The sequence below is a fragment of the Pseudomonas sp. No.21 genome (genome assembly GCF_054558415.1).
The window spans coordinates 178,847-203,785 of the sequence record NZ_BAAJNO010000003.1 but is presented as its reverse complement, the minus strand read 5'-3'; the positions used below and the strand labels follow the sequence as shown (position 1 = coordinate 203,785).

Below are 24,939 nucleotides of genomic sequence, written 5' to 3'. Positions count from 1 at the left end.
GGTTACAGCTCCAGGTGATCGGTTGGAACGCTGACGCGGTAAGTCTTGCTGGCTTCAACCGGGTACTCGTCCATGTGCTCAGCTGGTATCTCCGCGATGTTGATCCAGAATTTTCGCGGGAAGAGCTCCAGGTCGGGGTTGATGTCGAGATCCGTCTCGTCGTAGTTGCCACTGAACCCGTCGATGGTCTCGTCGTAGATCGGGCTTTCGTTGCGCCCGCCCAGCTGGGTCGGCAACTCGATCAGCGGCCACGGCTCGCCGGGCGGCGTGCTGTTCGGCGTGGCCGGCGGTGTCAGCGGGTCCGTCTCGCTGCTACCGCCCTGGCTCACGGCCAACTGGAAGTTCGTGTAGCACCGGCCGGTCTTCAGGTCCCACTCGTCGATGATATTGACCACCTTCGCCTGGCAGCTGATGGGATGCCCCAGCACCTGATCCTCTATGCGCACGGTGTGCTCGAGGCGAATGCCTACCGCCTCAGCTGTTGGCAGCGTGAAGGCGAACCGGTTGCCGCGGTGGGCGCTGAGAATCGATACCCTGCCCATCGCCAGGATGGTGCTGAGGCCGAGTTGGCGGCGCTCCTCGTTGCGGATGTCCACCACATAGTCGCCGAGGGCGTCTAGCACAGCGCCAGGCTCTGGCGAGGTGTACGTGGCATTGAGGAAGGTCTGCTCCTGGTCGCTCTCCGTGTCCATCGCGATGCGGTCGCGGCTGATGACCTGGCCGGCCTGGGCGACGCTGGCAGGAGCCTCGAGGCGCAGCGTGTACTGCTCTGTAACCCGCTGAGCCCAACGGATGGCGCTGGTCCAACTGGCTCGCAGGAGCAGGTCTGGATATTCGTTGCGCCAGCCAGCTGGCGGATCACAGTAGACCCCGCTCTCAGGAAGACGGAGCCAGTAGGCGCCGGACAGAATCGCTCCGAAGCCAGCGTTATCACTGCCCTCCTTCACCATGGCGATATCGGGTAGCTCTGTTGAGTCGTGCCGCCAGACACAGAAGCTGTTGTCGATCGAGTCCCCGATGATGTCGGGATGGCGCCAGCTGAACTCCTGGTGCCGCTCGCGCAAGCGGATGAAGCGGTAGTCCGCCTCGATCTCGACGACGTTGATGCGCTCGCTCAACTCCACAGGCAGGTAGTCGATGCTCTGGAAGATCGCCGTGTCCGGGCCTATCAGCCAGTGCGGGGTGCTGGTGGCCGCCCAGGGCGTGACCTGCAGCTGCCCTTCGACCGAGCGCTGGAAACTCACCGGCAGAGTGCTCAGGCGCTCCTTGGCGTAGGTCCAGCGGGACCGGCCTTCGGTTGGCTCGAACACATCCGGCGACCACAAGCCGCCGACCATGGCGTCGATCTGCTCGATCGGCATCGGCTCCACCACTTCGTTGAGGCGGTCGCTGCACTCGCAGGCCAGTATCCGGGTCTGCAGGCTGAAGCGCGGGCGCTCGACCTTGCCGCGGAAGCGCAGCACCTGCACATCCGCGTCGGCCTGGTGGTGGATGAAGTGGATCTCCACGTCCTGGCCGATGTAGCTGTCGGGATTCACGGAGCCGGCGTCCAGCAGCAGGCTGAAGTCGGCGATGCAGCGCGCGAACTCCTCGCGCTCGATGCGGATGGTGCCGGTCAGGTACTCGGTCGCGTCCACGCCGTTGAGCAGCAGCTGCACGCTCCAGAGGATGGAGAAGGCTGGCTCAACCTCCCGGGTGACAATTCCCAGGGCGAGTTGGGCCCCGCCGTTCAGGGTCGCCCCGTTCAGCGTGATTCCGTTGATCTGCATTAGACCTCCCTGGCGTCGAACGACCAGGCGTAGGGGAACTGGCCAGCGCGCAGCGCCTCCTCGGGCGGCTCGCAACTGACCATGAAGCGGGGCATCCAGCCGACCTTGTAGCTGGTGGCGCCTGCCTTGGGCGTGATCTCGAAGTTGTTGCCGGTCATCGTGATCGCGGTCGGAACCTCGCGGTTACCCACGCGCGCCAGCGCCCAGGGCGCCACGTCAGGACGTATCTGCCCCGGGATGACCCCTTCCAGCGTCAGCGGGATCAGGTAACGGGGCTTCGTGCAAAGAAGCTCCAGCGGCTGGTCGAAGTCGAGGCCGTCGAAGCCCAGGCCCATCAGGCCAGCGCCGCTGATGGTGATGACCGTCTTTCTGAAGTGCACCATCTTCACCAGGGTGCCGCCGGTGCGGCGGTCCTCCGTGACGCCGTCGCCGGCCGACTGGTAGCTCTGCTCCGGGAAGCCGCCGCTGGCGAGCGGAGTGATGGCCAGGCCGCCGAGTTTCACTTCCATCAGCTGACCCCTCTATCGCCGAACTTGCGGGCTTCGTTGCGGGCGCCGAGCCCTTCGATGGTTGGTTGATCGGCGTACAGCCTGTGACTGGTGCCGTCAGGGAACTGGATGATCACGGTGCCGAGGCTGCCCACCCCTCCCCCGCTCACCGCGGCAGCGGTGCCGACCAGGCCGCCCGTGGCGAAGCGCGGGAGGCTCATACCGTTGAGCGCGGAGAGCATGCCGACGCCGTACTTCTGCACGGCCGCGGCCTTGACGACGAACTCCCCATTCGAGAGCCACGACAGGATGCTGTCGCTGGTCCCGGTACCAGGGCCGCGAATGTGGCCGCCTTGGGCGTTGGCCTGGATGGGAACCGATGTCCCGCCCGCGGTGGTCGGGGCGTTGATCTTCGGGGTGACGGTCAGGCTCTGGCCGATGCTCTCGCCCAGCTTCTTGAATTTCTCCATGATCGCGTTCACCTCCTCGTCCGGGAGGTTGATGGTCACCTTCACGCTGGTGACATCGGCGATCTCGGCCTTCAGCTCCTTGACCGAGGCCTTCGCCTCGTCGACGGACTTCTGGGCCTTGTCCAGCTTGATCTTGTCCGCCGACTCCTCGATCGCCTGGAGCTCCTTGATGATCCCGGCGAAGCCGTATGTATTGCCGCCCTCCTCCTGGATCTTCTGCAGCACATCGAGCGCAGCCTGGGCCTTGGTCTTGGCGCCCTCGAGGTCGTTGGACGACAGCGCGTCGCGCGCGGCGACCTTCAGCGCATTGGCCTGGCCGAAGCTCGCCTCGCCCGCGGGTCCAGCGTTGACCTTGGCCAGGGCGTCCTTGTAGCGCTTGGCGGTGTCGAGCTGGGCCTTCTTCGCCTTCTCCAGGTCAGCGGTGGCCTTGCTCTCCTGCTTCACCTGCTCGGCCAGGTAGGCCTTGGAGTCGTTCAGCAGTTGCTTCTGGATCGCAGTCAGGTCGTCGGTGTGCTGCTGCGCTTCGCCGGCGGACTCGCCCATGCCGGACACGGCGGCGTCGAACTGGTCCGCTGCAGCCTGGGCGCGGTCGGCCATGGCCTGCTCGCCGTACTCGCCATTCCAGAGGCTGGTCAGCTCGCCCTTGGTCTGGCCGATGTTCTCGCCGATGTCGGAGACGCCGTCCTTGATGGTGTTGGCGGCGCCCTCGAAGTTGCCCTGGAGCGCCTGCACGGCAGCGGCGAACACCGCGCCCAGCACCCCGCCGGCTTGCTTGAAGGCGCCGGCCAGTACGATCCAGATGCTGGTAAGCAGCTTCAGCCCAGTACCCAGCACCCCGGCCGACTCGGCGGCCTTGCGGCTGTCCTTGGAGAACGTCAGCAGGTAGCCGGCCACGTCGTTCAAGGCCGGCAGCAGGTTCACCGCCACCCGTTGCCCGGCCGCCTCGGAGGAGGAGGCGAGCACATCGAGCGTGTCGTTGAACTGACCGGCGTCGGCATAGGCCTGGTCGTCCAGCACCAGGCCCAGCTCCTCGGCCTCGTCGATCAGCGCCTGGATGCCGGAGGCGCCGCGGTTGAGCAGCGGCAGCAGCTTGGCTCCGGACTTGCCGAAGACATCCATGGCCAGCGCCGACTTCTGGGCGCCGTTGGGCAGCGCGGCCAGCTTGTCAGCGACCTCGAGCAGCAGCTGGTTGGTGCCCTTCAGGCTGCCGTCCTGGTTGCGCAGGCCGACGCCCAGTTGGTCGAAGGCGGCCGCCTGCTTCTTGGAGCCGTTGGCGGCGGCGACGATGTTGGCATTGAACTTGGACAGCGTGGCCGATAGGGCCTCGCCCTCAATGCTGGCGAACTTCGCCGCGTACTGCAGGCCCGCGAACTCGCCGGCCGCCATGTTGGCGCGCTCGGCCAGTTCGCCAGTGATATCCACGGCGTCGATGCTGCTGCGCACGTAGTCGACGATCGCGGCGCTCGCAATCGCTCCGGCCAGCGCCGCGCCGGCTGCCTTCGCGGCCTTGGTCAGGCTCTTGACCTGGCCCTCGGCCTCGTCGAACGCCTTCTTCGAGTTGTTCTTGCCGTCGATGACAAGCTGGGTAGTGATCTTGCCGGTCATGACTTGAGTTCCTTGAGGACCGCCTCGAAGCCCTTGCGGTCGGCCTGGGCGCCACGGGCGACTATCAGGTCCAGATGCGCAGCTTGGCGGTCATCGGTGGCAATGGCCGTGCAGAAGGCTTCGATTTGAGGGAGGGTGTAGTCCTGGATGCTGGCCCAGGGGTGGCCGGCGCCGATCAGTTGCTGGGCGACGTCTGCCCAGCCACGAACTGCTGTGCCTTCACCAGGGCCCGTCCGAAAAAACCGGAGTTGGCCATGACGACGTGGATCATCAGCTCGACGGCGACAGCGGCTGGCAGCCGGGACAAGCGCCAGCGGCTGAGGGTGGTGCAGTGCAGCAGGATGACCTTCAGGCCGCCGTTCTTCTTGGCGTAGCTGTAGATCTCCTCGCTGGTGAACTTGCCGAGCATGACGAACAGGTCGGAGGCCGCCTGGCCGAAGGCCTCGAAGTGGCGCATGCGTACCGGGAGGATCAGCACCTGCCGGCCTCCGACCGTCAGGGGTACTGGCTCGGGAAAGAGGATCTGGATGTCGCTCATGCGAGCTCCCATAAAAAAACCCGCCGAAGCGGGTTTGGTTGAATTCTTTCTATCTACTTGGCGTTACAGGGCACTTGGATCTTTCTCACCTCGACCCCCCCTCTCGTGCTGCCGTCGGCCTTCTTCTCACGGAGAGGAATTCGAACCTCTACCGTCTTCACGCACGGCTTGACGTACACCGGCACCGGCACTTCCACCGGCACCTCCTTGTAGACGATCTCCGGCTCTGCAGCCTTGGGCTTCGGCTTGGGCTTGGGCGCCACATAGGTCTTGCTCGGGTCAGCCAGCTGCACAGCCGGGCCCTCGCCGCTCGGGCGGGCTGCCGCCCTCACTTCGACCTCGCCGCCCTGGGTGTCGCCTGGGCACACGTTCTGCGCGAAGGTCACCTTGCCGGCGGCATCGGTGCACTTTACGACGGTGGCGGCATGGGTCGCGGTGCTGCAGGCCAGGGCTGCAGCGAGTATCCAGAGACGCACAGGGCTTCCCTCCTTGGTTGGCAGATGGCTGGGAATGTATCCCTTGAGATGCATTCCCGCCACCGGTCAGGCCTTGCGCTCGACCTCCCATTGCCACATCGCCGCTTCGTCCGCGTCGAAGATGGCGGGGTCGGCCAGCAGGGTGATCTGGATCGGTACGGTGCCGAACTCGGCGCCCTGGTTCAGGGGGATGCCGCCGTTCAGCGCGATCTTCGCGTAGAAGCACTGGATGCGGCGGATGTTGCCATCGCCGCCCTCGTTCTTCTGGCCGACCATCAGGCGGTAGAACTTCTGGCCTTCCACGAAGGGCTTGATCAGGTCCACGGTTGGGTGCGTGTAGCTGATCAGGATCGGCAGCTTCTTGTCGGTGCCGCTCACGGCCGCGATGTCCGACGCCAGCTCGCCGCCGGGCAGGATGCGCACGCCGCCGGGCAGGACGGAATAGTCGATGTTGCGGGTGTAGGTGGTGGTGCCGGCAGAGTCGGTGACTTCGGTGACGTCCAGCGTCAGCTTGTCCAGCTTGATCACGCGGTCGATTCGGGCGTCGTGCGCCTCGTCGGTCACGGTGCCGCTGGGCACGGACTCGACGGAGCCATAGAGCACGATGGCAGCAGCCTCGGCGCTGAAGGAAACCGCCTCGCCGCTCAGCACGATCTGGCTGGTGGAGGTTACGGAGTCCAGGGTAGGCAGGCCGATACGGGTAGGGTCCGGGATGGTGATCTCGGTGGTGGTCGGCTCGGCCGTCATGTTCTGCAGCTTGAACAGCTCCTGCAGGTTCCAGCTCGGGTAGGGTGCGACGAAGCACGGCCCACGGAACAGTTGGGTGTTGAGCATGGGTCAATCTCCTGGCCAGTGGCCGTCAGTTGTAGGTTTCGGCGTAGATCACGCCCACGGTGACGAAGAGCGATCGAGTGGCCACGCCCTGGGCGGCGCGGTAGGTGTATTCCATCGAGTCGTCGTCATCGACGAGGCCTGGCAGGCGCTCGTCCCAATCGTCCTGGCCGAAGCCAAGGGCGCGCAGGATGTCGACGCCGGCATCGTCCAGAAGGCTGTCCTCGGCGCTGCTGTTGAACACCACCTCGATCTGGTAGGTGCGAAGGCGCGTCGCCTGGGTTCCGGCCGTACTGGTTCGTCGGTCCTGCAGAACGCGCAGCACCAGGTAAGGGGTGGCCTGCTTTTCCTTGCCGTTGTCGCTGCCGGTGAAGACTGCCTTCACATCCATGCTGTAGCCGCGTTCGGTTCCAATCTGCTCGAGGCGCTCCTTCACCTGCTTGGTGATCTCGCTCGCTTTGCTCATTTCGATCCCCTGGAGGCGCGGTCAATTTCGCGCCGAATGCGCCGCTCGAACTCCTGCTGCAGGAAGGCATTCACCCAGCGGATGGAGCCGGTGTCGGTCAGCTGCTTGAACCAGTAGGCGACGCTCACGGCCTGGGCGTTCTGCAGCGCGAGGGCGTACTCGTAACTGGTGATCTGCGGGTTCTTGGTCTTCGGCCCGATCTTCCGGGCCTTGCTGCTGCGCGTGGACAGTGGCTGCTTGCTGCCGCTGGACGGGTTGACGAAGCCGGCGGCGACCTTCTTGCCGTTCAGCCCGGCCACCCATACCCGGGCGCGGGTGGCGTCAATGGCGTCGAAGCCCCAGGACTTGTAGCGGATCACGTCCACGCCGGAGCTGGACGGGATGATCCTGGCGTTCAGCCGGCGGCTGTTGGCACGTTTGATGGCCAGCCGCTGCCTGACCTCGGCGTCAGCGATGAAGGCGGCGATCGGCTTCAGGTAGATGTCGCGCCGCGTTCGGGTGGCGGTGGCGTTCAGGGCTCCGCGAATGATCGGTTCGACGGCCTTGCCAATGGCGGCCAGCCTGGCCCGCGCCATCTCCTCGCCGACCAGGGTGACGGACAGCTTCATGACACCTTCTCCAGCCAGAGGCCACGCACCACGCCGTCGTCGCTGTCAGCAGCCAGCCACAGGACGCAGTAGCGATCGCGGCCGACGACCAGAATGTCGCCCTGCTCCACGCGGCCAGCCTCGATCAGGGCCACCTCCCCGTAGATGCGCAGCACAGGAACTTGATCGCTGTCGGGGCTGACGTACGGAACGTCGAAGGCCAGGAACACGCGGCAGCACTTCGGCGCCTGGCGCTGGCGAATCACCTGGCCTGGAGTACCCATCAGCTCGTCAGCGGTCACACGCAATTCGGCGCGCGTGCCGATGGGGTCACGGACACTGGTCACATGGAACAGGCGCTGATCGTGGCGCAGGTAGCGGCCGATGATGATTGACGGGTTGTACCTGGCCCGGATGTCAACCCGGATTGGGTTGCGCAGGCCGGCAGGGGCTGCAGGCGCAGCGTTCTCCTGAGTGATGATTCCTACCCAGACCTTGCCCAGGCAGCGCTCTTGCAGATCGCCGTCAAGCTCCAGGAGCTCGGCGCGGTGTCGAATCTCTCCGGCTCTCATCGGAAGGATCTCCGCGGCCAGAGCAGAGCCTCAACACCGAACGGCAAGCTGGATGTGATGGTGCCAATAACGACAGCCTCACGGCTGCTGTACCAGTGGCCAACCAGCAGCAGGATGGCCTGCTCGATGTCCTTGGTCAGCAGCATCTGGGTGTTCAGGTCGATCGGCGGGGCGTCGGGATCAGTGGGCTCTGCCACGATCTCTCGGTCGCAATACTTCTCCACGTGCACCTTGGCTGCGTCGAGGTAGCCCTGGATCAACGTGTCCTCCTCGCCGTGCTCGACCCGGAGGTGTTGCTTCACGAGCTCCAGGGCAACCATTTACTTCGACCCCTTCGGTTTCTTCTCTTCCTTGGGCTCTTCCACGACCTCGGCCAACTCCATGCCGACCAGAGCTTCGGCGATGTCGTCGCGAACACTGCGCACCTCTTCGGCATCGACCGTGCCGAGGTGATAGTGGGAGAACTGCCTCAGCGCTTTGATTTTCGTAGCCATGCGTCAATCCGGAGCGGTTGCCCGCCCCGGCCTCGTTGCTGTTGGGTGGTCCCGCCAATCCTTACGGAGTGGGGGTGGTGAAGGCGCCGTCGATGATCGCGGCCGGGCGGTAGTGAGCCAGCGCCAGGCGCTCCTCGCAGAGAACGGTCAGCATGTTCTTCACGAAGTTGTCGCGGTCCTCGCGGCTGACCTCGATGGTGGCGTCCATGCGGTCCCAGATCTGGGAAGCCAGATCGAAGGCGCCGACAGTGAACTGGCCCTGCGGCTGCGCCTTGGTGGCCACAACCGGCAGGCCCCACATCACGCGGGCCGCAAAGGCAGCCGGGCCGCCGAAGATGTAGCGGCCCTGGTCGTCCTTGAGCAGCGCGATGGCGTGCCAGTCACGGGGGTTGAGGATGATGCCGCTGGCCTCGAACTCGGACTCGGAAACCTGGAAGATCGCGTGGGCGATCTGGTCAGCCTTGGTGTCGCCAGTGGCGTTCAGGGCGGTGTCGTAGTCCGCAGCAACCGGCTTCAGACCCAGCAGGTTGTCGCCGGTCCCGTTGCCGGTGAGCAGCTGGGCTTCTTCGGCCAGGGCCAGGCCGTAGAGCAGGCGGTTGTTGAGGTAGGACTCCAGAGCCGGGGCGTCGTCCATGATCTGGCGGCTTGCCTGCACCCAGTGCGCGATCGTCTTCACGTTCGCGGTTTCCTTGGTGAAGGTCAGGTTCGACTCGGGCTTGAGGGTGTTCTCAGCCACAGGAGCGGCGCTGTTGGTGAACACGTTCTCGCGCACGTACTCCAGCGAGTTGCTGGAGATTCGCCCCTGGGCGAGCAGGTCGCGGATGGTCAGACGGCGCAGGCCAGGCATCAGGATGCCGGGGATGGCCATAGGTTGCACCAGGGCGCCAGCAGAAGTGCTGCCGCTGCCGATCGCCTTCTGGAAAGTCTTGACGTCGACCTTGCTGGACTTGCCGTCCCAGCCCTTCATCAGGTCTTCGGCAGTGCGCTCGGCGAACGACTTGGTGACGGCGGGATCGTCGGCACCTTTGGTCAGCTTCTGCTCCAGGTCGAACAGGCGGGTACCGGCGGTTTTCAGCTCATCGCTGACCTTGGCCAGGTCGTCCTGCAGCTGCTTACTGACAGCGCCGTTGGATTCGATTTCCTTCTTCTGGGCATCGAACAGACCCTGGATTCGGGTCTGGGATTCTTCGATGGCCTTCTGGATTTGAGCAAGTTCGCTCATGGTCAAGTCCTCAATTCAAAGTTTTGGATGCGCGCAACGAGCGCGGCGATGTCGTCGCCGCCTTCGGAATCGCTCCGAACTGCGGACTTGATGCAGGCAATCAACGCCTGCGCCTCGGACTTGGAGAAGCCAGCCGAGTCCCTCAGCCAGTGCTCCACGTCGCGGATGGTGATTTGGCCGCCGAGGCTCTTGAGCGACGCGACGGTCGCTGCCTCGTTGGCGGGTTGGGTGCAGATGCTGATCTCGCTCAGGCGCTGCACGTTCTTGAACGCGCGGCCGGTGCTGATCAGCTCGAAGTCGTCGCGGCCGGCGGCGAAACCGACGGACATGCCGTCGACGGTGCCGTGCGCCATGGCCGCCTTGATGTCAGCCGCCGTGGAGTGGCCTGGGGTGAGAGAGCCACGCACGAACAGCCCCTTGGCGTCCTCCTCGATGCTGTCCCACTTGCCCACCGGGATCTCCCAGGAGCGATGGTTGAAGAACATCGATACCTTTCGGGTCTGGCTGGCCAGGGCGTTCTTGAAGGCCCCGGGCAGGATGATGTCGCCGTCGGAGTCGGTCACGCCGAAGACCGAGGCGTAACCCTCGAACACGCCCTCGGTGGAAGCGCCGACGAATTTCAACTCGGCGTGCTCGAAGGCCAGCGTCTTGTGGATGTTGGGCATTACAGCCTCCAGAAAAACTAAGCCCCGCTGGGTGCGGGGCTTGGGTTGCCGAGTTGTGTGATCGGTACGTTCTGCGACTGTCGCGTCGCGACATCGCCGCCGGGGAGTGGCGGCAGGTTGTCCAGGCGTCGCAGTTCGTTGATGGTTCTGAGCCCCTTGTCCACCATGACGCCCATAAATGCAGCTCGGGCAGCAGAGTCTCCGCGCAGCAGCCCGTCCAAGTTGTGCTCAGCGTGATAGCGGGTGATTTCTTTCGGCGGCACCAGCCAGCGCCAGATCGAGGCCTCCCAACGTCCTGTGTAAGGCGCGAGGGTGTATTGCAGGAAACCGAGATTCTGCTGCTCCAGACCGGTTACCCAGCCGCCAGCCCTGTCCACATCACCAACCAGGTGCGGAGGTACGCCATAGAAGCGGGCCAACTCGCTGACCTGGAACTTGCGGGCCGCCATGGTCTCGGCGTCCTGCGGGCTGACGCCGATCGCCTGAGTGGTGAAGCCGGCCTCAAGCACCCACAGGCGCTTACGAACCGGGCCGCCGGCGATCTCCTTGAAGTTCTCGTCCAGTTGTTCGCGCTGCTCGCGGCCCAGCGTGGTCCCGTTGGTCATGAGGATCTGCGGGGACTTGGCGCCGTTGGCGTAGAAGTCGCGCTGCTGGTCTTCCATTGCGATTGCCACGCCGGAGGATTTGGCCCCGAAGGCAATCGGCGAAAGTCCAACCAGGCCGTTAAAGCCAAATCCTTTCAGGTGGAGGATCTCGCTCTGGCTGAACTCCGCATACTCTTTGTCGCGCCGGTACTTGTAGACGACGCGCTTGTTCTCCAGGCGGACATCCATGTTCGCGGAAAGCATCGGAATCAGCGAAACGACGCCACCCACACTGTTGCGCTCGATCAACGCATAAGCGTTTCCGTAGACAGCCAACTGCATGGTCATGGCCTCTCGGAACTCGAGGGCCGTCATGTAGATATTCGGCGAGTACTGCAGCAGGCGAGCCAGCGGATTATCCAGGCCGACCTTCTTGCGCTCCCCGTTCACCGTCTCAAAGACATCCAGCGGCAGGCTGGCGGTTACGGTGCTGATAAGGCGGACGCAAGCCCACACCGTCGAGATCTGCATGATGCGCTCGTCGGTGACCATGGACTCGCCGACGGCTCCGCTCGCAGAGATGGGGCCGGTCTGCGACCCCTTCTCCGGCGTCACCAGGCGGCCGCCCGTGAAGAAGGCCGCCATCCGCGCCCAGATGGGGCTGCGGGTGCGCAGGTCAATGCTGTAGTCGGTATCGGCCATCACATGCTCATCGGTCGGTTTAGGAAGTCATCGATGGGCGCTTCGTCCATCGTGCTCAGGGCCCGGCCAAGCGCCATGATCAAGGCGACGATGCCGTCGATCTTGTTCTCTGGCCGCTCCTTGCGGGGGTAGATGTTCTCCTTGGCGTCGATCTGCGCGACGACGTTGGACGCCATCCAGGACAGCACCGGACAGCCGCCGTGGGCCATGAGGCGCTGAGTCACCAGCTTCTCCAGCTCCTTCATCGGCTCGCTGAAGTTGCGGACCGTGGCGCCCACCTCGACCATGGTCATGCTCTCGCGCTCCATCTCCTGGGCGAGTTGCGTGGCCTGCCAGGGGTCGTAGCCGATCTGCTGTACGTCGAAGCGCCCCTGGAACTCCCTGAGGTCGTCCTTGATGACTTCGAAGTCGATTACCTCGCCGTCGGTCAGGGTCAGCAATCCCAGCTTGTCCCATTCGTCGTAGCGCTGGGCGTTGACGTCATCGGCCTCGATGACGCGCGCTTCCGGCAGGTAGTAGCGGCCATGCACGTGCCAAACGGGGTCATCGACCACGGGCGGGAACAGGAGCACCGCGGCCACCACGTCGATCTTCGACGCCAGGTCGAGGCCGATAAAGCAGGGCCTGTTCTCCAGTTCCGCAAGCGACTTGCGGGGTTTCGCCTCGCCCCAGCGCAACATGTTGAGCCAGGCCGACTTGGCCCCGACCCACTCGTTCAGATGCTTGGTGCGGAACACCGATTGCTTCCGGGGCGACTGCATGGCGGCGCGCAGGCGGGCCTGCAGGTAGTCGGCTCCAACGGAAACCCCGTAGTTCGGGTTCGCCTTGATCATGTTGGCCGGGTCGGTCCAGTCGTCGCCCTTGTCTATCGAATAGAGCATCGCCCACAGATCGGGCTGGTCGGCGCCGGGGACCTTCTCCAGCATCTTCTCGGCGTCGCGCACCAGCTCATGGCACGGGCCGCCTATATTTGAGCCGGCCGTGGTGATGACCAGCAGCACCGGCTGATCGCGGGCGCCCATGCCGGTCTCCATGGTGTCGAAGAGCGAGCTGTCGTGGTGCTCGTGGTACTCGTCGATCAGGGCACAGGACGGGCTGGCACCGTCGCCAGGCTTGCCAATCACCGGCTCGAAGCGGGAACCGTCCTCAAGGCGAACCATGTTCGAAGCGTTCACGTCGATGTCGAAGTGCTCGCGCAGCGGGTGCGTGCGCTCGACCATCAGCTTGGCCGGCCGGAAGACCTCCCAGGCTTGCTTCTCCGTGGTCGCCCCCGAGTAGACCTCGGCGCCGAATTCGTCGTCGGCGCAGAACATGTAGAGCCCCACGCCGCCAGCGACGATACTCTTGCCGTTCTTGCGCGCGACGAAGATGAGGATGACGCGGAAGCGCCGAAACTTGGTCTTCCTGTGCACCCACCCGAAGGGGATGCAGACCGAGAACAGCTGCCAGGGCTCCAGCTTGACCTTCATCTTCCGGCCAGCCCACTTGCCCTTCGTGTGCGGCAGCTTCTGGAGGAAGCGGGCCACGCGCTCAGCTTTTCCCGGGTCGAATAGGTAGGGGAACGACGGGGAGGCTTTCCGCTTCCGGTCGTCCAGGTGCCTCTGACAGGCCAGCTTCACATTCCTGCAGGCGACGATCTTCCCCTCCACCACGTCGCGCGCGTACTTCTCCGCCGCGCGCACGAACGGATAGGTCTTCTTGGTCGTCATCAGAATTCTTCGAACTCGTTGCCCTTGGGCTTCTTGCTGCCGCCGGCCACCTTGGCGCGGTCGGCCGGGGTCATGCCGAACTTACCGAGCAGTGCTTCCAGGCGTACCAGCTTGGTCGCCGGGAACTCCACCGGGTTATCGCGGAATTGGAAGAGCAACTGGGCGGCGATCTCCAACGCGAGCCGGTCCGACTCGGTCAGCACATCGAGCGGGGCGCACCCCGCAATCTCATTCCATGCGTGAAGGGCGCCCCCGTTCAAATGATCCGGCGGTGCTGAAAGTGCGCCAGCGGTGGGCGGGTCAATCCGCTCTCGATTTGGGTCTTTCTTGAACGCGCCGGTCATCTCAAGCACGTTCGTCGGCTTGCGTGGCCTGGCCATATCTCGGAATCCGAATTTTGCGGAAATGGAAAAAAGGCTCCCCCCGTCGTTCGGCATTCGGCGAGGTTAGAGTTTTTCCCCTCCCCCCTGCCCTCCGGTGAGCCCTACGCGGCGTCCGACGCGGTTGTGGCATCCCCTGCACAGGGATCGCAGGTTGGCCCAGTCCAGGGCGAGGTGAGGCGCTTCCTTGAAGGGCACTCGGTGGTCGACGATGTCCATCTCCACCACCTTCCCACGCTGTTCGCACTCCTCGCAGAGTGGGTGCGCGCGTCTGAACTGAGCCCGGCATGCTTGCCATGCCTTCGACTTGTAGAACCTGTCGCTCTCGTCTCGCCGCTGGTTGTAGGCGGCGTGCACCTTCTTCATGTGCTCAGCACGACGCTGGTCGGCCAGCACCTGGTGGTGAGGACAGTGAGCAGAGCCACGCACCAACTCCCTGCAGCCAGGCGTCGCGCAAGGCTTCAGGGAGCGTGCGGGCATGACTATCTCCTTCGGCGATCAGTGCCGTCCCAATGCGTTGCCCAGTTGACCTGGACGATGCGGGCCACGTTGCCCCGGGCGAGCCAGACCAGCACCGACAGCCACACCAGCACCAGGGCAAGCCATGGCGAAACAGGCTCAATGGGTTTGGCAGACAGGAACTCCAGCAGCACGGTCAGCGCGAAGCACCCAGTGCACACGGCAAGGGCATAGGCGCACAGCCCTATCCAGAACCGGTAGCGCTCGCCCGCGTGACGCCAGGTGATGATGCGGATGAAGATCGCGGCGCAGGACAGCGCCGCCAACAGGGTCCATAGATCAGCCATTGCTGCCGCCTCCTCTACGGTCGAGGAGAGACCGGAGCCACTCCGGCATCTTCCCGCCGCGAATCCACTCGAGGATGGTGATCGAGATGGTCACCACCAGCGCGGCACACACGAACGAGGCGCCGCCACTGGTTCGAGCAGCGCCAACCCCGATCAGTTCGGCAGAACCGTAGTACCCAGCGACCAGGCTCACCAGGAAGTACCCAATGCGCTTGTAGATGCTCAGGTCGGGCGCGAACAGCACGAAGAGCAGCGAGCCAGCCAGAGCACCCATAACAGCGTTCAGGTCCAGGCCAGCCCATGCCGCCCCGACAGTTACGCCCGCGGCAACGCCGCCCAGCACTCCAAGGCTCGGCTCTGCCATGTGGGTCACTCCATGAATAAAAGGCCCCGGGAGGGGCAAGGGCGCTGCTGCTGATGAGGGGAGCAGCGCAGAGCAAGATGGGGCGCTATGCGCCAGAAACGAAAAAGCCCCGGCGGTATGGCCAGGGCTTTTTCGGAGTCGGTCCTCGCAACGCGTAAGATCGACAGGATGGAAATACTCTCGGCCATCCGGCCATTCGAGTCAAGCCACCGCCGCCCCATTGAACGAAGGGACCAGCCCTTCACGATCCAGGATCTCTCCAGCCTCCATCAGCGCCACGTTCACCAGCTCATCCAGCGCCTTGAAGATGCCTGCACGCCAGCGGCGCTTGGTGCGCTCTGGCGAGGCGTCGAGTTCCCAGGTGTTCATGTCGTAGAAGCTGGCCGGCAAGGCCAGGATCTGGGTGGAACGCTTCAGGCCATCAGCCCCGACCGGCTTGCCCTTCATAGGCGGAACAGCCCAGGCCACTACAGCCTTCTTGCGGAACAGTCCAGGCGCAGGCGTTACGATCAGCGCATCAAGTCGGCCGATGGCCTCCAGCCGACGCGCGTGGTGCGTGCAGTACTTGGCCACGAGCGCAAACCAGAGCCGAGACGGGAGCTCGCTGTGCAGCCTGGCATGCACCCAGCAGTCGATTTGCATGCGCAGCTCAGGACTGACCGAAGCCCCTCGCCCGCCAGGCTGGTTGATGTGGTCGATCAGCTTCTGCCACGACTGCTTGCTGGTGTTGTCCAGCGCCTCGGATGCCATTGCAGAGACGACGGCCGCCAGAACGGATTTGTAAACCATGGTTACCCCCTCAATCACCTGTCCAGTTACCGCCGCCCTTGCCGGCGGGGTTGTGTCTTCCCGTGTAGTCCTCGTGGGCTCCGCCCTTCTTCTCGCCTTCGTACTGAGCGAGTAGGCGGTTGGCCCGGTTCAGCCTGAGCCGTAGCTGCACCACCATGGAGTCAGAGCTGAGCGCCTCGCCTGTGTCCCGGTTGACCAGGCCCGAGCCATTGCAGGCCGCGCACGCCCCTTCGAAGAAAATCCCCTTGATGACGCCCTGGCCCTGACAAATCTCGCAGCGCCCCAACGGGATCACGCCGATCTTCCTGTCTGGCCCATGCCGCTTCGGGATCATCGCCATCAGAACTCCTCGATCGCCCAGCCGCCGCCCTTGGCCTTCTGCACGCCGAGGAACCGGAACGGGTACTGATCAGCGGCCACCTTGGTCTTGACCCGAGCATCGTCCGTCCAGAAGCCCTTCACCTCGTGCACTTCGAGCAGACCCTCGGCGTTCATCACGAAGAAGTCGGCGGTGTAGAAGGTGTTGTTTGCCAGGCGGAGCTTGACCCCCTCGAAGCGATACCACTGGATCTCCCCGGCCAGCAGGCGCTGCTTCAGCAACGACTCATAGGACGCCTCGGTCTTGTTCATGGCCCCGGCCTTCAGCCTCCCCAGGGCCTGGAGTAGACGCTTAGCCAGCATTGACCACCTCCCGCGCCAGCTCGCGCTCGATCCACTTGGCCGCGCCCAGGACGGTGGGGAAGACACCGAAGCTCCGGCCATCCGCCATACGGGTCCTGTACATCCAGCACGGGAACCCGTCATGGGTGCCGAACTCTGCTGTCACGGAGTGGCCGTTCTTCTCGTGCCGGTACTGCTCCACACGGACCCAACCCAGCGCCACCAGCTCCGGGTCGTGCATCTTCAGGTTCACCGTGTAGCCGTCCGGGTGGCGCTTGTGAGTGAGCGGGCTGATCCCGCGGGCGCGTCTCACGCCATCACCTCGTCGCCATCCAGCCAAGCCAGGAAGCCGGCGGGGATGTCATGACCGTCGGCAGCGAGGATCTTGGCGCACTCGGCGAGGAGGTCGTCCTCTCGACCGTAGCGCGCTACAAATCGCGCCTTGTTGTGATGTAGCGCGACACCCTCGCCGCCGGTCTGGTGGTGCGGGCCGCACAGAGGGATCACATTCCAGTGCGCGCCCCGCTTCGTGCGCCCGCTGATGTGGTGGATGCTGCAGTGGGTGTTGCCCAGGCGCCCGTCCTTTCGACAGGCAATGCAGCCGACTTCGCTCACCAGCTTGTCGTGCCAGCGCTTCTGCTCGGCGGTTACTGCTCTTCCCTGCATCATGCCGGCACCGCCTGGGCTTGCTTGTGAGCCAGGATCAGCGGAGTGATGTCGTCGCGCTCGTTGGTGTAGGCGAACGGAGCGCTTCCACCCGGGGCGGTGATCGTGTAGCGGTTGTTCGGCAGCCGGCACAGCGCGATGGTGTAGCCGCACTGTGTTTCCCAGCAGTCCGGGGCGCCGCGCTTCTGGCGCCAGCGCAGTCTTTCAGCCATTGCGGCCTCCTTTGAGTTTCTTGTGGATCTCGGCCAGGGCGGCACGGCCTACTTCCGGGGTGCGCTGGCCGTCTACCTTCGCCGGCAAGGCCAGGGGCATCGCGCGCAGCTTCTCCCCGCTCACGAACTGGCGGATGGCGATGGTGTAGTTCCGGGAGAACAGCTTGCGGCTGTCTTCCATGCCCAGGCGGTTGAGGTTGGCGAAACCCGATTCGCAGGCCGCGTGATAAACCACGTCGTGCGACCACTTGCCGATGCCGGCCATGCCTGGGTGGGCATTGCGGCAGGCTTCGCGAAAAGCTCGTTCCTCGGTGGGGAGGCCCAGCATCTCCGCAGTAGGCGTGCACCAGGCGATGAAGCGACCAGGGCTCGGCGCGAAGTCGCCGCCATGCAGCCGGCACTGCTGCAGCCCGAATCGGATCTGCTCGAGCCGGTTGATCTTGGCCGCCATCAGCGCCTTGACCCAGGTGCGCTTGGCGCGAGCCAGGGCCTTGTCATCCGGCCAGGCTTGCCGCCAACCGGTGAAGATCGTTTGCAGCTCACGGAACAGACCGTTCACGACCTCGACAGAGCCCTGGTCGAGCTGGGTGGGCCGGGCAGGCTCAGCTGCTAGCTGCGGCTGCAGCGAAGGGATGATGTCCTTGGCTTCACGCATCACAGTGCCCCCAGGTCGTTTGCCCATGACGAGTCTTCGAAATCAGGTCCAGCCGACGGAGCCGAGCGCGGCGGGTGACGCTGGCGGTCGTCCTGAGCCTTGAGCATCCAGGTACGCCAGGTGGCAACCCAATCCACCTTGGTGCCGCCCGAGCCGCGCCAGTAGTTCACGAACTTCTCGGTCTCGGTCGTGAGGTTCACAGCCGGCACACGGTCTGCCGCCCACTGGCGCATCTCGCCGGTGACGTTGAACGGGTCAGGGATTCGGGTCTTGCGCTTGGGCTTCGTGTCCTTCGCTGTCGGCAGCGGGACGACGTTTTCCCCCTTGGGGGGTAAGGGGGGTTCTTTTTCTGTATCTGTATCTGTATCTGTATCTGTATCTGTATCTGGGGGCGTTTCGGTAACGTTACATGCCTGTTTCTTACGCTCGCGATGGGCCTTAACCCGCGCCGCGCTTGAGTCGGAGGCATACTGGCGCTTGTCCCAGGCGGTGGGCTGATTGCCCTCAGTGAGCAGCCCTTTCTCGATAAGAACGGCCTTCGTGCGTGACCACTCTTCGTTACTGATTCGCAGCTGAAACGCTACAGCCTCGTCATGTAACGTTACATCGCCGTTGCTGCAACGCAGGCATAACAGCATGACGTAACGCCGCTGATCTGCCTCGCTCAGCATCTGGACCTTGGGGTCATTGGCGAACTCGGAATAGAGGCGGAACCACTGGTTAGCCATGTCACACCGCCTTCAGCTGCTTTTCGCGGCGGATGTCAGCGATCACGTTCTCAGCCACCCGACGCAGTTCGGCGCAGCGGCTTTCAGCTGCCCAGAGCGATTCGACCATCTGTGGGAGGTGCTGGTGGTCCAGAGCATCGATCTTGCCGTCAGCCAGAACTACGCCGCAGGCTTCAACGGTCGAACCCAGGTGGCCTACCAGCTGACCGAAAGCCATCACCGGGCAGGCGTCCCCGCTCTGCTGACGAACAGCAACCAGGCCGTGGCGGGCGGCCAGCTCATTGGTGCAGCGCTCGCGGTACTCAGGCTCCAGCGCCAGAACCCAGGGTTCTTCCAGCCACGCCGGGAAATCGACCGATCCATCCAGCCAGCGCTGAACACGCTTCAACCAGGTGTCGGCCTGCTTCAGAAACTCAGCGCCGTCTCCGCCGGCGATCGACTCCAGGTCCGGCACCTTGCGGTCATGGGCCTGGGCGCCGAGCGCCTCGACCACCATGCGATTCAGGCGGTGGGCGAACTTCGGGCTCTTGAACCCAGTCCGCGTGATCATCTCGTTCGCATGCGCCACCAGGACCTGATCCCGGCTGCAGCCGTGTCGCTCATTGGACAGTGTCATCTTGCTCTCCCGCTCTTATCGTGGAGCCATGAACGAACACGACCCCATCTTCGGTTTCCCTGAAAGTCGCTACGCGACTCGCGCCTTGCCGCTCTGGCGCAGGTACGCCCAGTCGACATCCGGCCGCATCTCTTCGCAGGAGACGGCGGCACTGGATTCGCGCTCGATATTTATCGCCAGTGCCGGATTGGCCTGGCGGTGGCCGTAAGCGATCTGCTTCAGTTGGCCGGCGGATGTCTCGCAACGGCTGGCGAAAAACTCCAGCTCATCCTTCCGCAGCGCCTTGATGTAGTCGTGCAAGGTCATGGGCACCTCCTATGTGCAGCCAGATTAGCAACTGCTAATTCGAGCAGCAATAGCAAACTGTAATTTACTGTTTGCTAACAGCCGGACAGACTTTGGAAATGGACATTCACCAGTTGCGCATCAGCGCTTTGCGCCGGCTTATTGGCTCGGCGTCACTCAAGGAATTCGCGGACCAGCACGATCTGGACTCCTCGTATCTGTCGCAGATTCTCAATGGCCATAGGAACCTCGGCGAGCGAGCCGCGGCGAACATGGAGACCAAGATCGGATGCGCTGCGGGCACCCTTGTAGCGCCTGCTGCGACTCAGATATCAGGGGGCGAAAGTGACGGACTGAGCAATGTCTCCCCTGCTTCTCAGCCCAATCGCTACTACCGTTTCCCGGTCGTCAGCAGCGTTGTGGCTGGCGGATGGGGCGACGCGATCCAGGCCTATGAGCCAGGCGCCGAAGACCGTTTCGAGAAGACCGACACCAAGGTGAAGGGGCCTGCGTTCTGGCTGGAGGTGGAGGGCGACTCCATGACCTCGCTCTCAGGACCAAGCATCCCCGAAGGCATGCTGATCCTCGTCGATACCGGCATCGAGCCGCAGCCAGGCCACCTGGTCGTGGCCAAGCTGGATACCGAGGAGAAAGCCACCTTCAAGAAGCTGGTCCAGGACGGCGGAAAGCTTTACCTGAAGCCGCTGAATACCGGATACAACCCCATCGAGATCAACGGCAATTGCCGGATCATCGGAGTGGTGCGAGAAGCGAAGATGAAGCTGCTCTAAGGACTTGAGACAAGGAGGTCGAATGAAAATACAGCTAGCGCTGGCTGCATCCCTGCTACTGATGACCGCTCTTACTGCGCAGGCTGCCATGTATAAATGCGTCGGCCCGAATGGGCAGGTGCAATTTACCGATCGGCCCTGCAATGGCGCAGTCGAGAGTCCAGAAAATGCCATAAAGGTGGCCCCTCCCGCCCCTTCCGTCCAACCACGAAGCGTGAAAAGCGAAGCTGAACTGGATAAAGAATGGGAGGATGCTCGGCGCTTCTATTACGTCGAACTGCCTGATGCAGAACGAAAGGCTGCCGAGCTCATGGCATCTCCAGACCCAAAGGCGCAGGAGCTTGGCCGCAAGCTCGCATGGGAAGTGCAGAAGGGTCGGGAGGCATTCGAGGAACTGAAGCGTGCCCATGAGCAGCGAGGCGAAACCAAGGAGCGCTATAGAAACGCTCTCCGCAAACTTGGCGCCCAGTAGCTTGCGGAGCCGCTTGAGCCCGCCTTCTCGATAGCGGCCATCCACGCCAGGGTGCTGCTGATCTGGAATGCAAAGAAGGCGTAGATTTTGATAGAACCGGATGGCCTGAAAGGACTCAAAATGATCTATCCCGGTCGCGGATTTTCGAATGACTGTGGCGCGGGTAACCATTATGGTTAATACTCGCGGCCCCAAAGGCCCTCTCTATGACCTCAATGCCATCCGGGAGGCAGCTTCGTCAGAGGCGTCGTTCGCTCTGACCAGAGGTGCGCGTCGTGACGCTGAGAACCTCGGCTACAGCCCAGATGATGTCAGAGGGATCGTTGGCAGGCTTCAGCCAAGCGACTACGACCATGTCTGGACCAAGAATGATGAGCGTGGTAGACCTGTTTTGGATGCGGATGGAGAGCCAATACGTATGGACGTGTATTTGCCCACAGCCAGAAATAGTGAAGGTAGATCAGACAAGATTTATCTGAAAGTTTTGTTGAATAAGCAGTTACAGCCAGTGGCGGTGGTCAGCGTGCAGTCATTCCACCAGCCGAGGAAGCCAGTATGAAATGCCCGATCTGCTCAAGTGAGGGAACGCTGTCTCTATTCCAGTATGAATTTGAAGCCAAGACGGCAGACAAGTGCACTGTCCCGGTAATGCTTGATGCGTACAGTTGCGCCCACTGTGGCGAAGAAGTAGAGACTCCTGAGATCACAAAGAAGAATAATATCGCTGTTGCGCGCGCTAAAGCCGACCACTATGCGCGATCACTGGATATTAACCGCGATAGCATTCCCGAATTCATTAAAGCGTTTAGAGCGGCATTCGAAATAACTCAAGGAGCCCTTACTGAGTTATTCGACAGCTCAGAGAAAGCCATATCTAAGTATGAGCTTGGATCAATCATACCATCTAGAACCATAACAAAATTCATAAGACTCATTATCCAGCGCCCAATAGTGCTTGACTGGCTCAGGGAAATGGATGATCAGGACAGACCCAGTTACTTAGCATCCTCATCGAGACGAGCTGTTTCAATAGATAAGATGCCTACTAACCGATCAAGATTAGCGCTTGGTGGAGTGATTGATGATCTTGAGGACTTCCAGATAGCGAAGAGCTTGGCCCTTGAGCTGATAAACATTGAAACGGTTGCCAAGTCCGTAGCAGTTAGCTCTTCCAAAATTGCAACACCGCTGACCGGAGCAGCTATTAGTCTTCACGAGATAAATACCAGCACAATGACGGCGCATTAGTAATGACCAAGAAGCTTCCGAAAGTTAGAAACATTATTGTTTGCGACGACATAAGACAGGAGAAGGGGAATAAGCTAAGCTTTAATGGCGTTTACACAAATGGCGTTTTCTTCAGTGAAGATGCAGAAACCAGAACCATGACTCAGATTTGCGTTTTCGCACAGTTTGACGATGTAGAGGGTTATGAACAATTAACCTTCAATGTTCTATCCCCGAGTGGCGAAAGCATGGTTGTACTTGATCCGAAAGCCCTTAGACCGGAAGCAAGCTCTATAATATTCAGCACAAAAATTGTTACCCCTACGCTTGACGAGGATGGGAACTATGTACTGGTATTTAAGTTCGACAACCGGTCCATTAAGCGAAATCTTCTGGTCGGCAGCGCATAGTCACTACTGCAACATGAGCACCCAGGACACAAATTAGTCATACCAGTTTGGTCTACCCTTTCGGAACCTGCTGAAGGGGAATCTCATGTGCGGACGCGTCGCCCAGTTCATGTCCTGGGCCGAGATCTACCACCTCCTGAACATCCACAGCCTGCCGCCGAGCACTCCGCTCGAGCCGCGGTTCAACGTCGCGCCCACCACCCAGGTGCAGGTCGTGCTGCCGCTTGAGGACGATGCACGGGTGGCGCCTATGCGCTGGGGGTGGAGGCCGCACTGGGCCCAGGATCGCGCGGCACCGATCAACGCCCGCGCCGAGACAGTGGCGCATGGACCGTTCTTCCGCGCCATCTGGCCGCATCGAATGCTCTGCCCGGTGTCAGGGTGGTTCGAGTGGGTCGATGAGGGTGGGCCGAAGAAACAGCCCTACTTCATTCGCAGGAAGGACCTGCAGCCGACCCTGTGCGCATCGATCGGTCAGGTTCATGACGAGCCGCGTGATGACGACGGCTTCGTGATCATCACCGCAGACGCCCTGGGCGGCATGGTCGATGTGCACGACCGCCGGCCGGTTGCGTTCTCCCCTGCCCTCGCCCGGGAATGGCTGGACCCGGCCACGCCTGCTGCGCGGGCTGAGGAGATGCTGGGTGCCGGCGAGGGGCCTGAGGCGTTCGAGTGGTATCGGGTGGACCGCGCCGTGGGCAACGTTCGCAACCAGGGCCCCCAACTGGTGAAGCCGCTGCCCGTCGGGTGAGAGTGGCTGAACTGCGGCGGCGGGCGGATACTGTATATCCATACAGAAATCTTATCCGTACCATGGACAACCGCGATATCCGAGAACGCCGCCGATTCCTGCTCGACAACTGGCAGGGTGCGCTCGATGACAGTTTCACCTTTCGCTATAGCCCTGACGCCCATTACCAGGCCCTGCTCGACATAGCCGACGAGTTCTACCACTCCGGGGTGATCGGCCTGGGACATCGCCAGGAGCTGGTCACGCGCGCCCTGGGCGCCTACTCGTTCCACGTCGAGGAAGGGATAGCCGCAGAGGTCTACTTCAACCCCCGCTTCTACTACGAGTTGCTGGAAGGCGACCAGTTGCTGGGCACCGTCCTGGAAGGCCATATCACGGGCCTGACATACAACCGCCTCGGCGTCATCTGGCACGATTGGGTCGATGGGGCCTGGCACTACCAGATGAAGGACACCGACCTGAATGTGCTCGGCCGGGTGGAAGGGCTGCAGGTCATTCGGCCGGGACTGGCTCCGCTGACCCTCCGCAGCGTCGTCCCGCCCAAGTACGAGTTCAGGGACTGGCGCGAAACCGTGCTCGCGCCCGAGCGCGATTTAACCTGTAAAAAAAGTTTACACGTGTACCAAGGTAGACCCCTGCCCGGGTATTGAAAGGCCATCATCTGCCGAAATACTGTATGCATATACAGCCAAGGAGCAGTAACGATGGCAGAAGAAGCGCTTCAGCGCGCCGAGCAGAGCAGCTACTACCACCTCACCCGCCGTGTTCAGCTCCTGCTGAACACGCCCCGCGCCCAGATCGAGCACCAGGCCGTGATCTATCGCGAGCCCTCCGACAGTTCTTCCGACTGGGATCGCCTCCTCGAAGAAATCCGCGACACAGAGGGCGTAGTCCTCACCCACCGCCCCGACGGCAGCATCCATGTTGCCTGGTTCAGCAACTACTGCTGAACCACGCGGGCTCAACTCCCAAAAGAAAATTAGCATTTGCTATTGCGTGATTAATTAGCAGTTGCTAATTTGTAGTCACGCCAGCAGAACACCGCCGGCACACAAGCCGGAGTCTCACCGGCTACCACGGCCCAGGGGAATCGAGGTCCAGGCCCCGAAGAGGGATCGACCTGCTCAGAAATCTGAGAGCTCTTTGATCGATGACCAGGGCCGCAAGGCCCTGGCTGCATCGGTGGGTGATCTTCGGCGTGGAAAGCAGACACGCAGTGCAACGGATAGGCGCACCCCTGAATAACCGCCTGCAATACCTGCCACATGAGCGACGCCCGGTATGCCTGCAGGGGCTAGAGCCGGGACCGGAGAGGAAGGCTTTGTCGGCCTCACGAGGATAGCCGGAGTAGCGCCCGGCAAGATCACCCAACCCATGCAGCCACACCAGCCAGGAGTTTGGCCATGTTCGAAAGCATCAAGCACACCGGCAGTAGCGATGGCATGACCACCGCCTGCTACGTCGACGGCGATGTGGCCGGGCAGGTTTTCTTCGCCTCCCACGCGCGACGCGTCGTGATCATCAGCGATATCGGGACGGTCGATCACGCCCGTGAGTGCCTGGTCATCTACCGATTCCATCCGGTGCTCGGCTTCAACAGGCCGATCGTGAAGGAAGAGCTCTACAACTACGCGGTTCGCCACACCACAGCCCGATAGGGCAGAACGGAGGAAGGAAGATGGCACGTTACGAAGCGCGCGGCGAACTTATGCCCCGCCACATCAAGGCGCTCAGCTCGGCCTATCGCATGCAACAGGAAGACCTTGAAAAGCGCATTGCCATGTACGGCCCAGGCCTTGGGGATGCCTTCAAAGCCGGGCTTGAGAAACAGTTGCGCGACCTGAAGGACGCAATGCGGGAAGTGCGCGAAATCGCTGCTCAGCAAAGGCTTTCCCGCAAACACCGAGCTTTCTAACCAGCCGCCCTGCCGGTAGCAGGGCAAGCATTCC

The 24,939-nt window shown here is 62.6% G+C and carries 39 protein-coding genes; 10 read left to right on the top strand and 29 right to left on the bottom strand.

Going from position 1 to position 24,939, the window contains the following annotated elements; genetic code table 11:
• Positions 1–2 precede the first annotated feature (2 nt).
• The 29 genes from ACYJSS_RS06685 to ACYJSS_RS06545 form a co-directional block, all read right to left on the bottom strand.
• A complete protein-coding gene (locus tag ACYJSS_RS06685; RefSeq protein WP_236204553.1) occupies positions 3–1,769 on the bottom strand; it encodes a hypothetical protein in 1,767 nt (588 codons plus the stop codon).
• The gene (locus ACYJSS_RS06680; protein WP_236204554.1) at positions 1,769–2,278 is read right to left on the bottom strand and encodes a hypothetical protein; all 510 of its coding nucleotides are present in this window, start codon (positions 2,276–2,278) and stop codon (positions 1,769–1,771) included. Before ACYJSS_RS06680 ends, ACYJSS_RS06685 begins: the two co-directional genes overlap by 1 nt.
• Positions 2,278–4,332 (bottom strand): hypothetical protein, encoded by a 2,055-nt coding sequence (locus ACYJSS_RS06675; RefSeq protein WP_236204555.1) that lies wholly within the window; start codon positions 4,330–4,332, stop codon positions 2,278–2,280. The genes ACYJSS_RS06680 and ACYJSS_RS06675 overlap by 1 nt, the downstream gene beginning before the upstream one ends.
• Positions 4,333–4,507: 175 nt before the next feature.
• Positions 4,508–4,870, bottom strand: a complete 363-nt coding sequence (locus ACYJSS_RS06670; protein ID WP_236204556.1) for a hypothetical protein — start codon at positions 4,868–4,870, stop codon at positions 4,508–4,510.
• A gap of 53 nt (positions 4,871–4,923) precedes the next feature.
• Positions 4,924–5,346, bottom strand: a complete 423-nt coding sequence (locus tag ACYJSS_RS06665; RefSeq protein WP_236204557.1) for a DUF4124 domain-containing protein — start codon at positions 5,344–5,346, stop codon at positions 4,924–4,926.
• A gap of 66 nt (positions 5,347–5,412) precedes the next feature.
• Positions 5,413–6,180 carry a phage tail tube protein gene (locus tag ACYJSS_RS06660; protein ID WP_236204558.1) on the bottom strand — a complete coding sequence of 256 codons (768 nt, stop codon included), beginning with the start codon at positions 6,178–6,180 and terminating at the stop codon, positions 5,413–5,415.
• A 25-nt stretch (positions 6,181–6,205) separates the two neighbouring features.
• Positions 6,206–6,643 carry a hypothetical protein gene (locus ACYJSS_RS06655; protein ID WP_236204559.1) on the bottom strand — a complete coding sequence of 146 codons (438 nt, stop codon included), beginning with the start codon at positions 6,641–6,643 and terminating at the stop codon, positions 6,206–6,208.
• Positions 6,640–7,251, bottom strand: a complete 612-nt coding sequence (locus ACYJSS_RS06650) for a glycogen/starch/alpha-glucan phosphorylase (protein WP_236204560.1) — start codon at positions 7,249–7,251, stop codon at positions 6,640–6,642. The genes ACYJSS_RS06655 and ACYJSS_RS06650 overlap by 4 nt, the downstream gene beginning before the upstream one ends.
• Positions 7,248–7,802: a head-tail adaptor protein gene (locus ACYJSS_RS06645; RefSeq protein WP_236204561.1), complete on the bottom strand. Its 555-nt coding sequence runs from the start codon at positions 7,800–7,802 to the stop codon at positions 7,248–7,250. The genes ACYJSS_RS06650 and ACYJSS_RS06645 overlap by 4 nt, the downstream gene beginning before the upstream one ends.
• Positions 7,799–8,122 (bottom strand): head-tail connector protein, encoded by a 324-nt coding sequence (locus ACYJSS_RS06640; RefSeq protein ID WP_236204562.1) that lies wholly within the window; start codon positions 8,120–8,122, stop codon positions 7,799–7,801. Before ACYJSS_RS06640 ends, ACYJSS_RS06645 begins: the two co-directional genes overlap by 4 nt.
• Positions 8,123–8,296, bottom strand: coding sequence for a hypothetical protein (locus ACYJSS_RS06635; RefSeq protein WP_236204563.1), 174 nt, complete (start codon positions 8,294–8,296; stop codon positions 8,123–8,125).
• A gap of 61 nt (positions 8,297–8,357) precedes the next feature.
• Positions 8,358–9,518, bottom strand: coding sequence for a phage major capsid protein (locus ACYJSS_RS06630; RefSeq protein WP_236204564.1), 1,161 nt, complete (start codon positions 9,516–9,518; stop codon positions 8,358–8,360).
• A 2-nt stretch (positions 9,519–9,520) separates the two neighbouring features.
• A complete protein-coding gene (locus tag ACYJSS_RS06625) occupies positions 9,521–10,183 on the bottom strand; it encodes an HK97 family phage prohead protease (RefSeq protein WP_236204565.1) in 663 nt (220 codons plus the stop codon).
• 17 nt (positions 10,184–10,200) lie between these two features.
• A complete protein-coding gene (locus ACYJSS_RS06620) occupies positions 10,201–11,469 on the bottom strand; it encodes a phage portal protein (protein WP_236204566.1) in 1,269 nt (422 codons plus the stop codon).
• Positions 11,469–13,178 carry a terminase large subunit gene (locus tag ACYJSS_RS06615; protein WP_236204567.1) on the bottom strand — a complete coding sequence of 570 codons (1,710 nt, stop codon included), beginning with the start codon at positions 13,176–13,178 and terminating at the stop codon, positions 11,469–11,471. Before ACYJSS_RS06615 ends, ACYJSS_RS06620 begins: the two co-directional genes overlap by 1 nt.
• On the bottom strand, positions 13,178–13,558 hold the full coding sequence (locus tag ACYJSS_RS06610) for a P27 family phage terminase small subunit (protein WP_236204568.1): 381 nt from the start codon (positions 13,556–13,558) through the stop codon (positions 13,178–13,180). The genes ACYJSS_RS06615 and ACYJSS_RS06610 overlap by 1 nt, the downstream gene beginning before the upstream one ends.
• Positions 13,559–13,624: 66 nt before the next feature.
• Positions 13,625–13,924, bottom strand: a complete 300-nt coding sequence (locus tag ACYJSS_RS06605) for an HNH endonuclease signature motif containing protein (protein WP_459479634.1) — start codon at positions 13,922–13,924, stop codon at positions 13,625–13,627.
• A 116-nt stretch (positions 13,925–14,040) separates the two neighbouring features.
• Positions 14,041–14,364, bottom strand: coding sequence for a phage holin family protein (locus ACYJSS_RS06600; protein WP_236204569.1), 324 nt, complete (start codon positions 14,362–14,364; stop codon positions 14,041–14,043).
• Positions 14,357–14,728, bottom strand: a complete 372-nt coding sequence (locus ACYJSS_RS06595) for a putative holin (protein WP_021217629.1) — start codon at positions 14,726–14,728, stop codon at positions 14,357–14,359. Before ACYJSS_RS06595 ends, ACYJSS_RS06600 begins: the two co-directional genes overlap by 8 nt.
• A 201-nt stretch (positions 14,729–14,929) precedes the next feature.
• Positions 14,930–15,517 (bottom strand): hypothetical protein, encoded by a 588-nt coding sequence (locus ACYJSS_RS06590; RefSeq protein ID WP_459479506.1) that lies wholly within the window; start codon positions 15,515–15,517, stop codon positions 14,930–14,932.
• Positions 15,518–15,527: 10 nt separating this feature from the next.
• Entirely contained in the window at positions 15,528–15,857 is a 330-nt protein-coding gene (locus ACYJSS_RS06585) for a hypothetical protein (RefSeq protein ID WP_236204571.1), read from the bottom strand.
• A complete protein-coding gene (locus tag ACYJSS_RS06580) occupies positions 15,857–16,147 on the bottom strand; it encodes a DUF1064 domain-containing protein (protein ID WP_300936640.1) in 291 nt (96 codons plus the stop codon). The genes ACYJSS_RS06585 and ACYJSS_RS06580 overlap by 1 nt, the downstream gene beginning before the upstream one ends.
• 40 nt (positions 16,148–16,187) lie before the next feature.
• Positions 16,188–16,490, bottom strand: coding sequence for a hypothetical protein (locus ACYJSS_RS06575; RefSeq protein WP_236204573.1), 303 nt, complete (start codon positions 16,488–16,490; stop codon positions 16,188–16,190).
• Positions 16,487–16,846: a Ref family recombination enhancement nuclease gene (locus tag ACYJSS_RS06570; RefSeq protein WP_236204574.1), complete on the bottom strand. Its 360-nt coding sequence runs from the start codon at positions 16,844–16,846 to the stop codon at positions 16,487–16,489. The genes ACYJSS_RS06575 and ACYJSS_RS06570 overlap by 4 nt, the downstream gene beginning before the upstream one ends.
• Positions 16,843–17,055, bottom strand: a complete 213-nt coding sequence (locus ACYJSS_RS06565; protein ID WP_236204575.1) for a hypothetical protein — start codon at positions 17,053–17,055, stop codon at positions 16,843–16,845. Before ACYJSS_RS06565 ends, ACYJSS_RS06570 begins: the two co-directional genes overlap by 4 nt.
• A complete protein-coding gene (locus ACYJSS_RS06560) occupies positions 17,048–17,710 on the bottom strand; it encodes a replication protein P (protein WP_236204576.1) in 663 nt (220 codons plus the stop codon). The genes ACYJSS_RS06565 and ACYJSS_RS06560 overlap by 8 nt, the downstream gene beginning before the upstream one ends.
• Positions 17,710–18,438 carry a hypothetical protein gene (locus tag ACYJSS_RS06555; RefSeq protein ID WP_236204577.1) on the bottom strand — a complete coding sequence of 243 codons (729 nt, stop codon included), beginning with the start codon at positions 18,436–18,438 and terminating at the stop codon, positions 17,710–17,712. Before ACYJSS_RS06555 ends, ACYJSS_RS06560 begins: the two co-directional genes overlap by 1 nt.
• 1 nt (position 18,439) lies before the next feature.
• Entirely contained in the window at positions 18,440–19,054 is a 615-nt protein-coding gene (locus ACYJSS_RS06550) for a hypothetical protein (RefSeq protein WP_236204578.1), read from the bottom strand.
• A 69-nt stretch (positions 19,055–19,123) separates the two neighbouring features.
• Complete coding sequence (locus tag ACYJSS_RS06545; protein ID WP_236204579.1) at positions 19,124–19,360, bottom strand: transcriptional regulator; 237 nt, start codon at positions 19,358–19,360, stop codon at positions 19,124–19,126.
• A gap of 98 nt (positions 19,361–19,458) precedes the next feature.
• On the opposite strand from ACYJSS_RS06545, the gene ACYJSS_RS06540 reads away from it, so the two are divergent.
• From ACYJSS_RS06540 to ACYJSS_RS06495, 10 genes are all read left to right on the top strand, one after another.
• Positions 19,459–20,130, top strand: coding sequence for a LexA family protein (locus ACYJSS_RS06540; protein ID WP_236204580.1), 672 nt, complete (start codon positions 19,459–19,461; stop codon positions 20,128–20,130).
• A 22-nt stretch (positions 20,131–20,152) separates the two neighbouring features.
• A complete protein-coding gene (locus ACYJSS_RS06535) occupies positions 20,153–20,602 on the top strand; it encodes a DUF4124 domain-containing protein (protein WP_236204581.1) in 450 nt (149 codons plus the stop codon).
• A 148-nt stretch (positions 20,603–20,750) separates the two neighbouring features.
• Entirely contained in the window at positions 20,751–21,161 is a 411-nt protein-coding gene (locus ACYJSS_RS06530) for a type II toxin-antitoxin system MqsR family toxin (protein ID WP_236204582.1), read from the top strand.
• Complete coding sequence (locus ACYJSS_RS06525; protein WP_236204583.1) at positions 21,158–21,850, top strand: type II TA system antitoxin MqsA family protein; 693 nt, start codon at positions 21,158–21,160, stop codon at positions 21,848–21,850. The genes ACYJSS_RS06530 and ACYJSS_RS06525 overlap by 4 nt, the downstream gene beginning before the upstream one ends.
• Before the next feature lie 2 nt (positions 21,851–21,852).
• The gene (locus tag ACYJSS_RS06520; RefSeq protein ID WP_236204584.1) at positions 21,853–22,239 is read left to right on the top strand and encodes a hypothetical protein; all 387 of its coding nucleotides are present in this window, start codon (positions 21,853–21,855) and stop codon (positions 22,237–22,239) included.
• Positions 22,240–22,324: 85 nt separating this feature from the next.
• Positions 22,325–22,990, top strand: coding sequence for an SOS response-associated peptidase (locus ACYJSS_RS06515; protein WP_236204585.1), 666 nt, complete (start codon positions 22,325–22,327; stop codon positions 22,988–22,990).
• Between the two features lie 62 nt (positions 22,991–23,052).
• Positions 23,053–23,640 (top strand): hypothetical protein, encoded by a 588-nt coding sequence (locus ACYJSS_RS06510; RefSeq protein ID WP_236204586.1) that lies wholly within the window; start codon positions 23,053–23,055, stop codon positions 23,638–23,640.
• 54 nt (positions 23,641–23,694) lie between these two features.
• Complete coding sequence (locus ACYJSS_RS06505; RefSeq protein ID WP_236204587.1) at positions 23,695–23,940, top strand: DUF1654 domain-containing protein; 246 nt, start codon at positions 23,695–23,697, stop codon at positions 23,938–23,940.
• Between the two features lie 453 nt (positions 23,941–24,393).
• Complete coding sequence (locus tag ACYJSS_RS06500; RefSeq protein WP_236204588.1) at positions 24,394–24,648, top strand: hypothetical protein; 255 nt, start codon at positions 24,394–24,396, stop codon at positions 24,646–24,648.
• A gap of 20 nt (positions 24,649–24,668) precedes the next feature.
• Entirely contained in the window at positions 24,669–24,905 is a 237-nt protein-coding gene (locus ACYJSS_RS06495) for a hypothetical protein (protein ID WP_236204589.1), read from the top strand.
• Positions 24,906–24,939 lie beyond the last annotated feature (34 nt).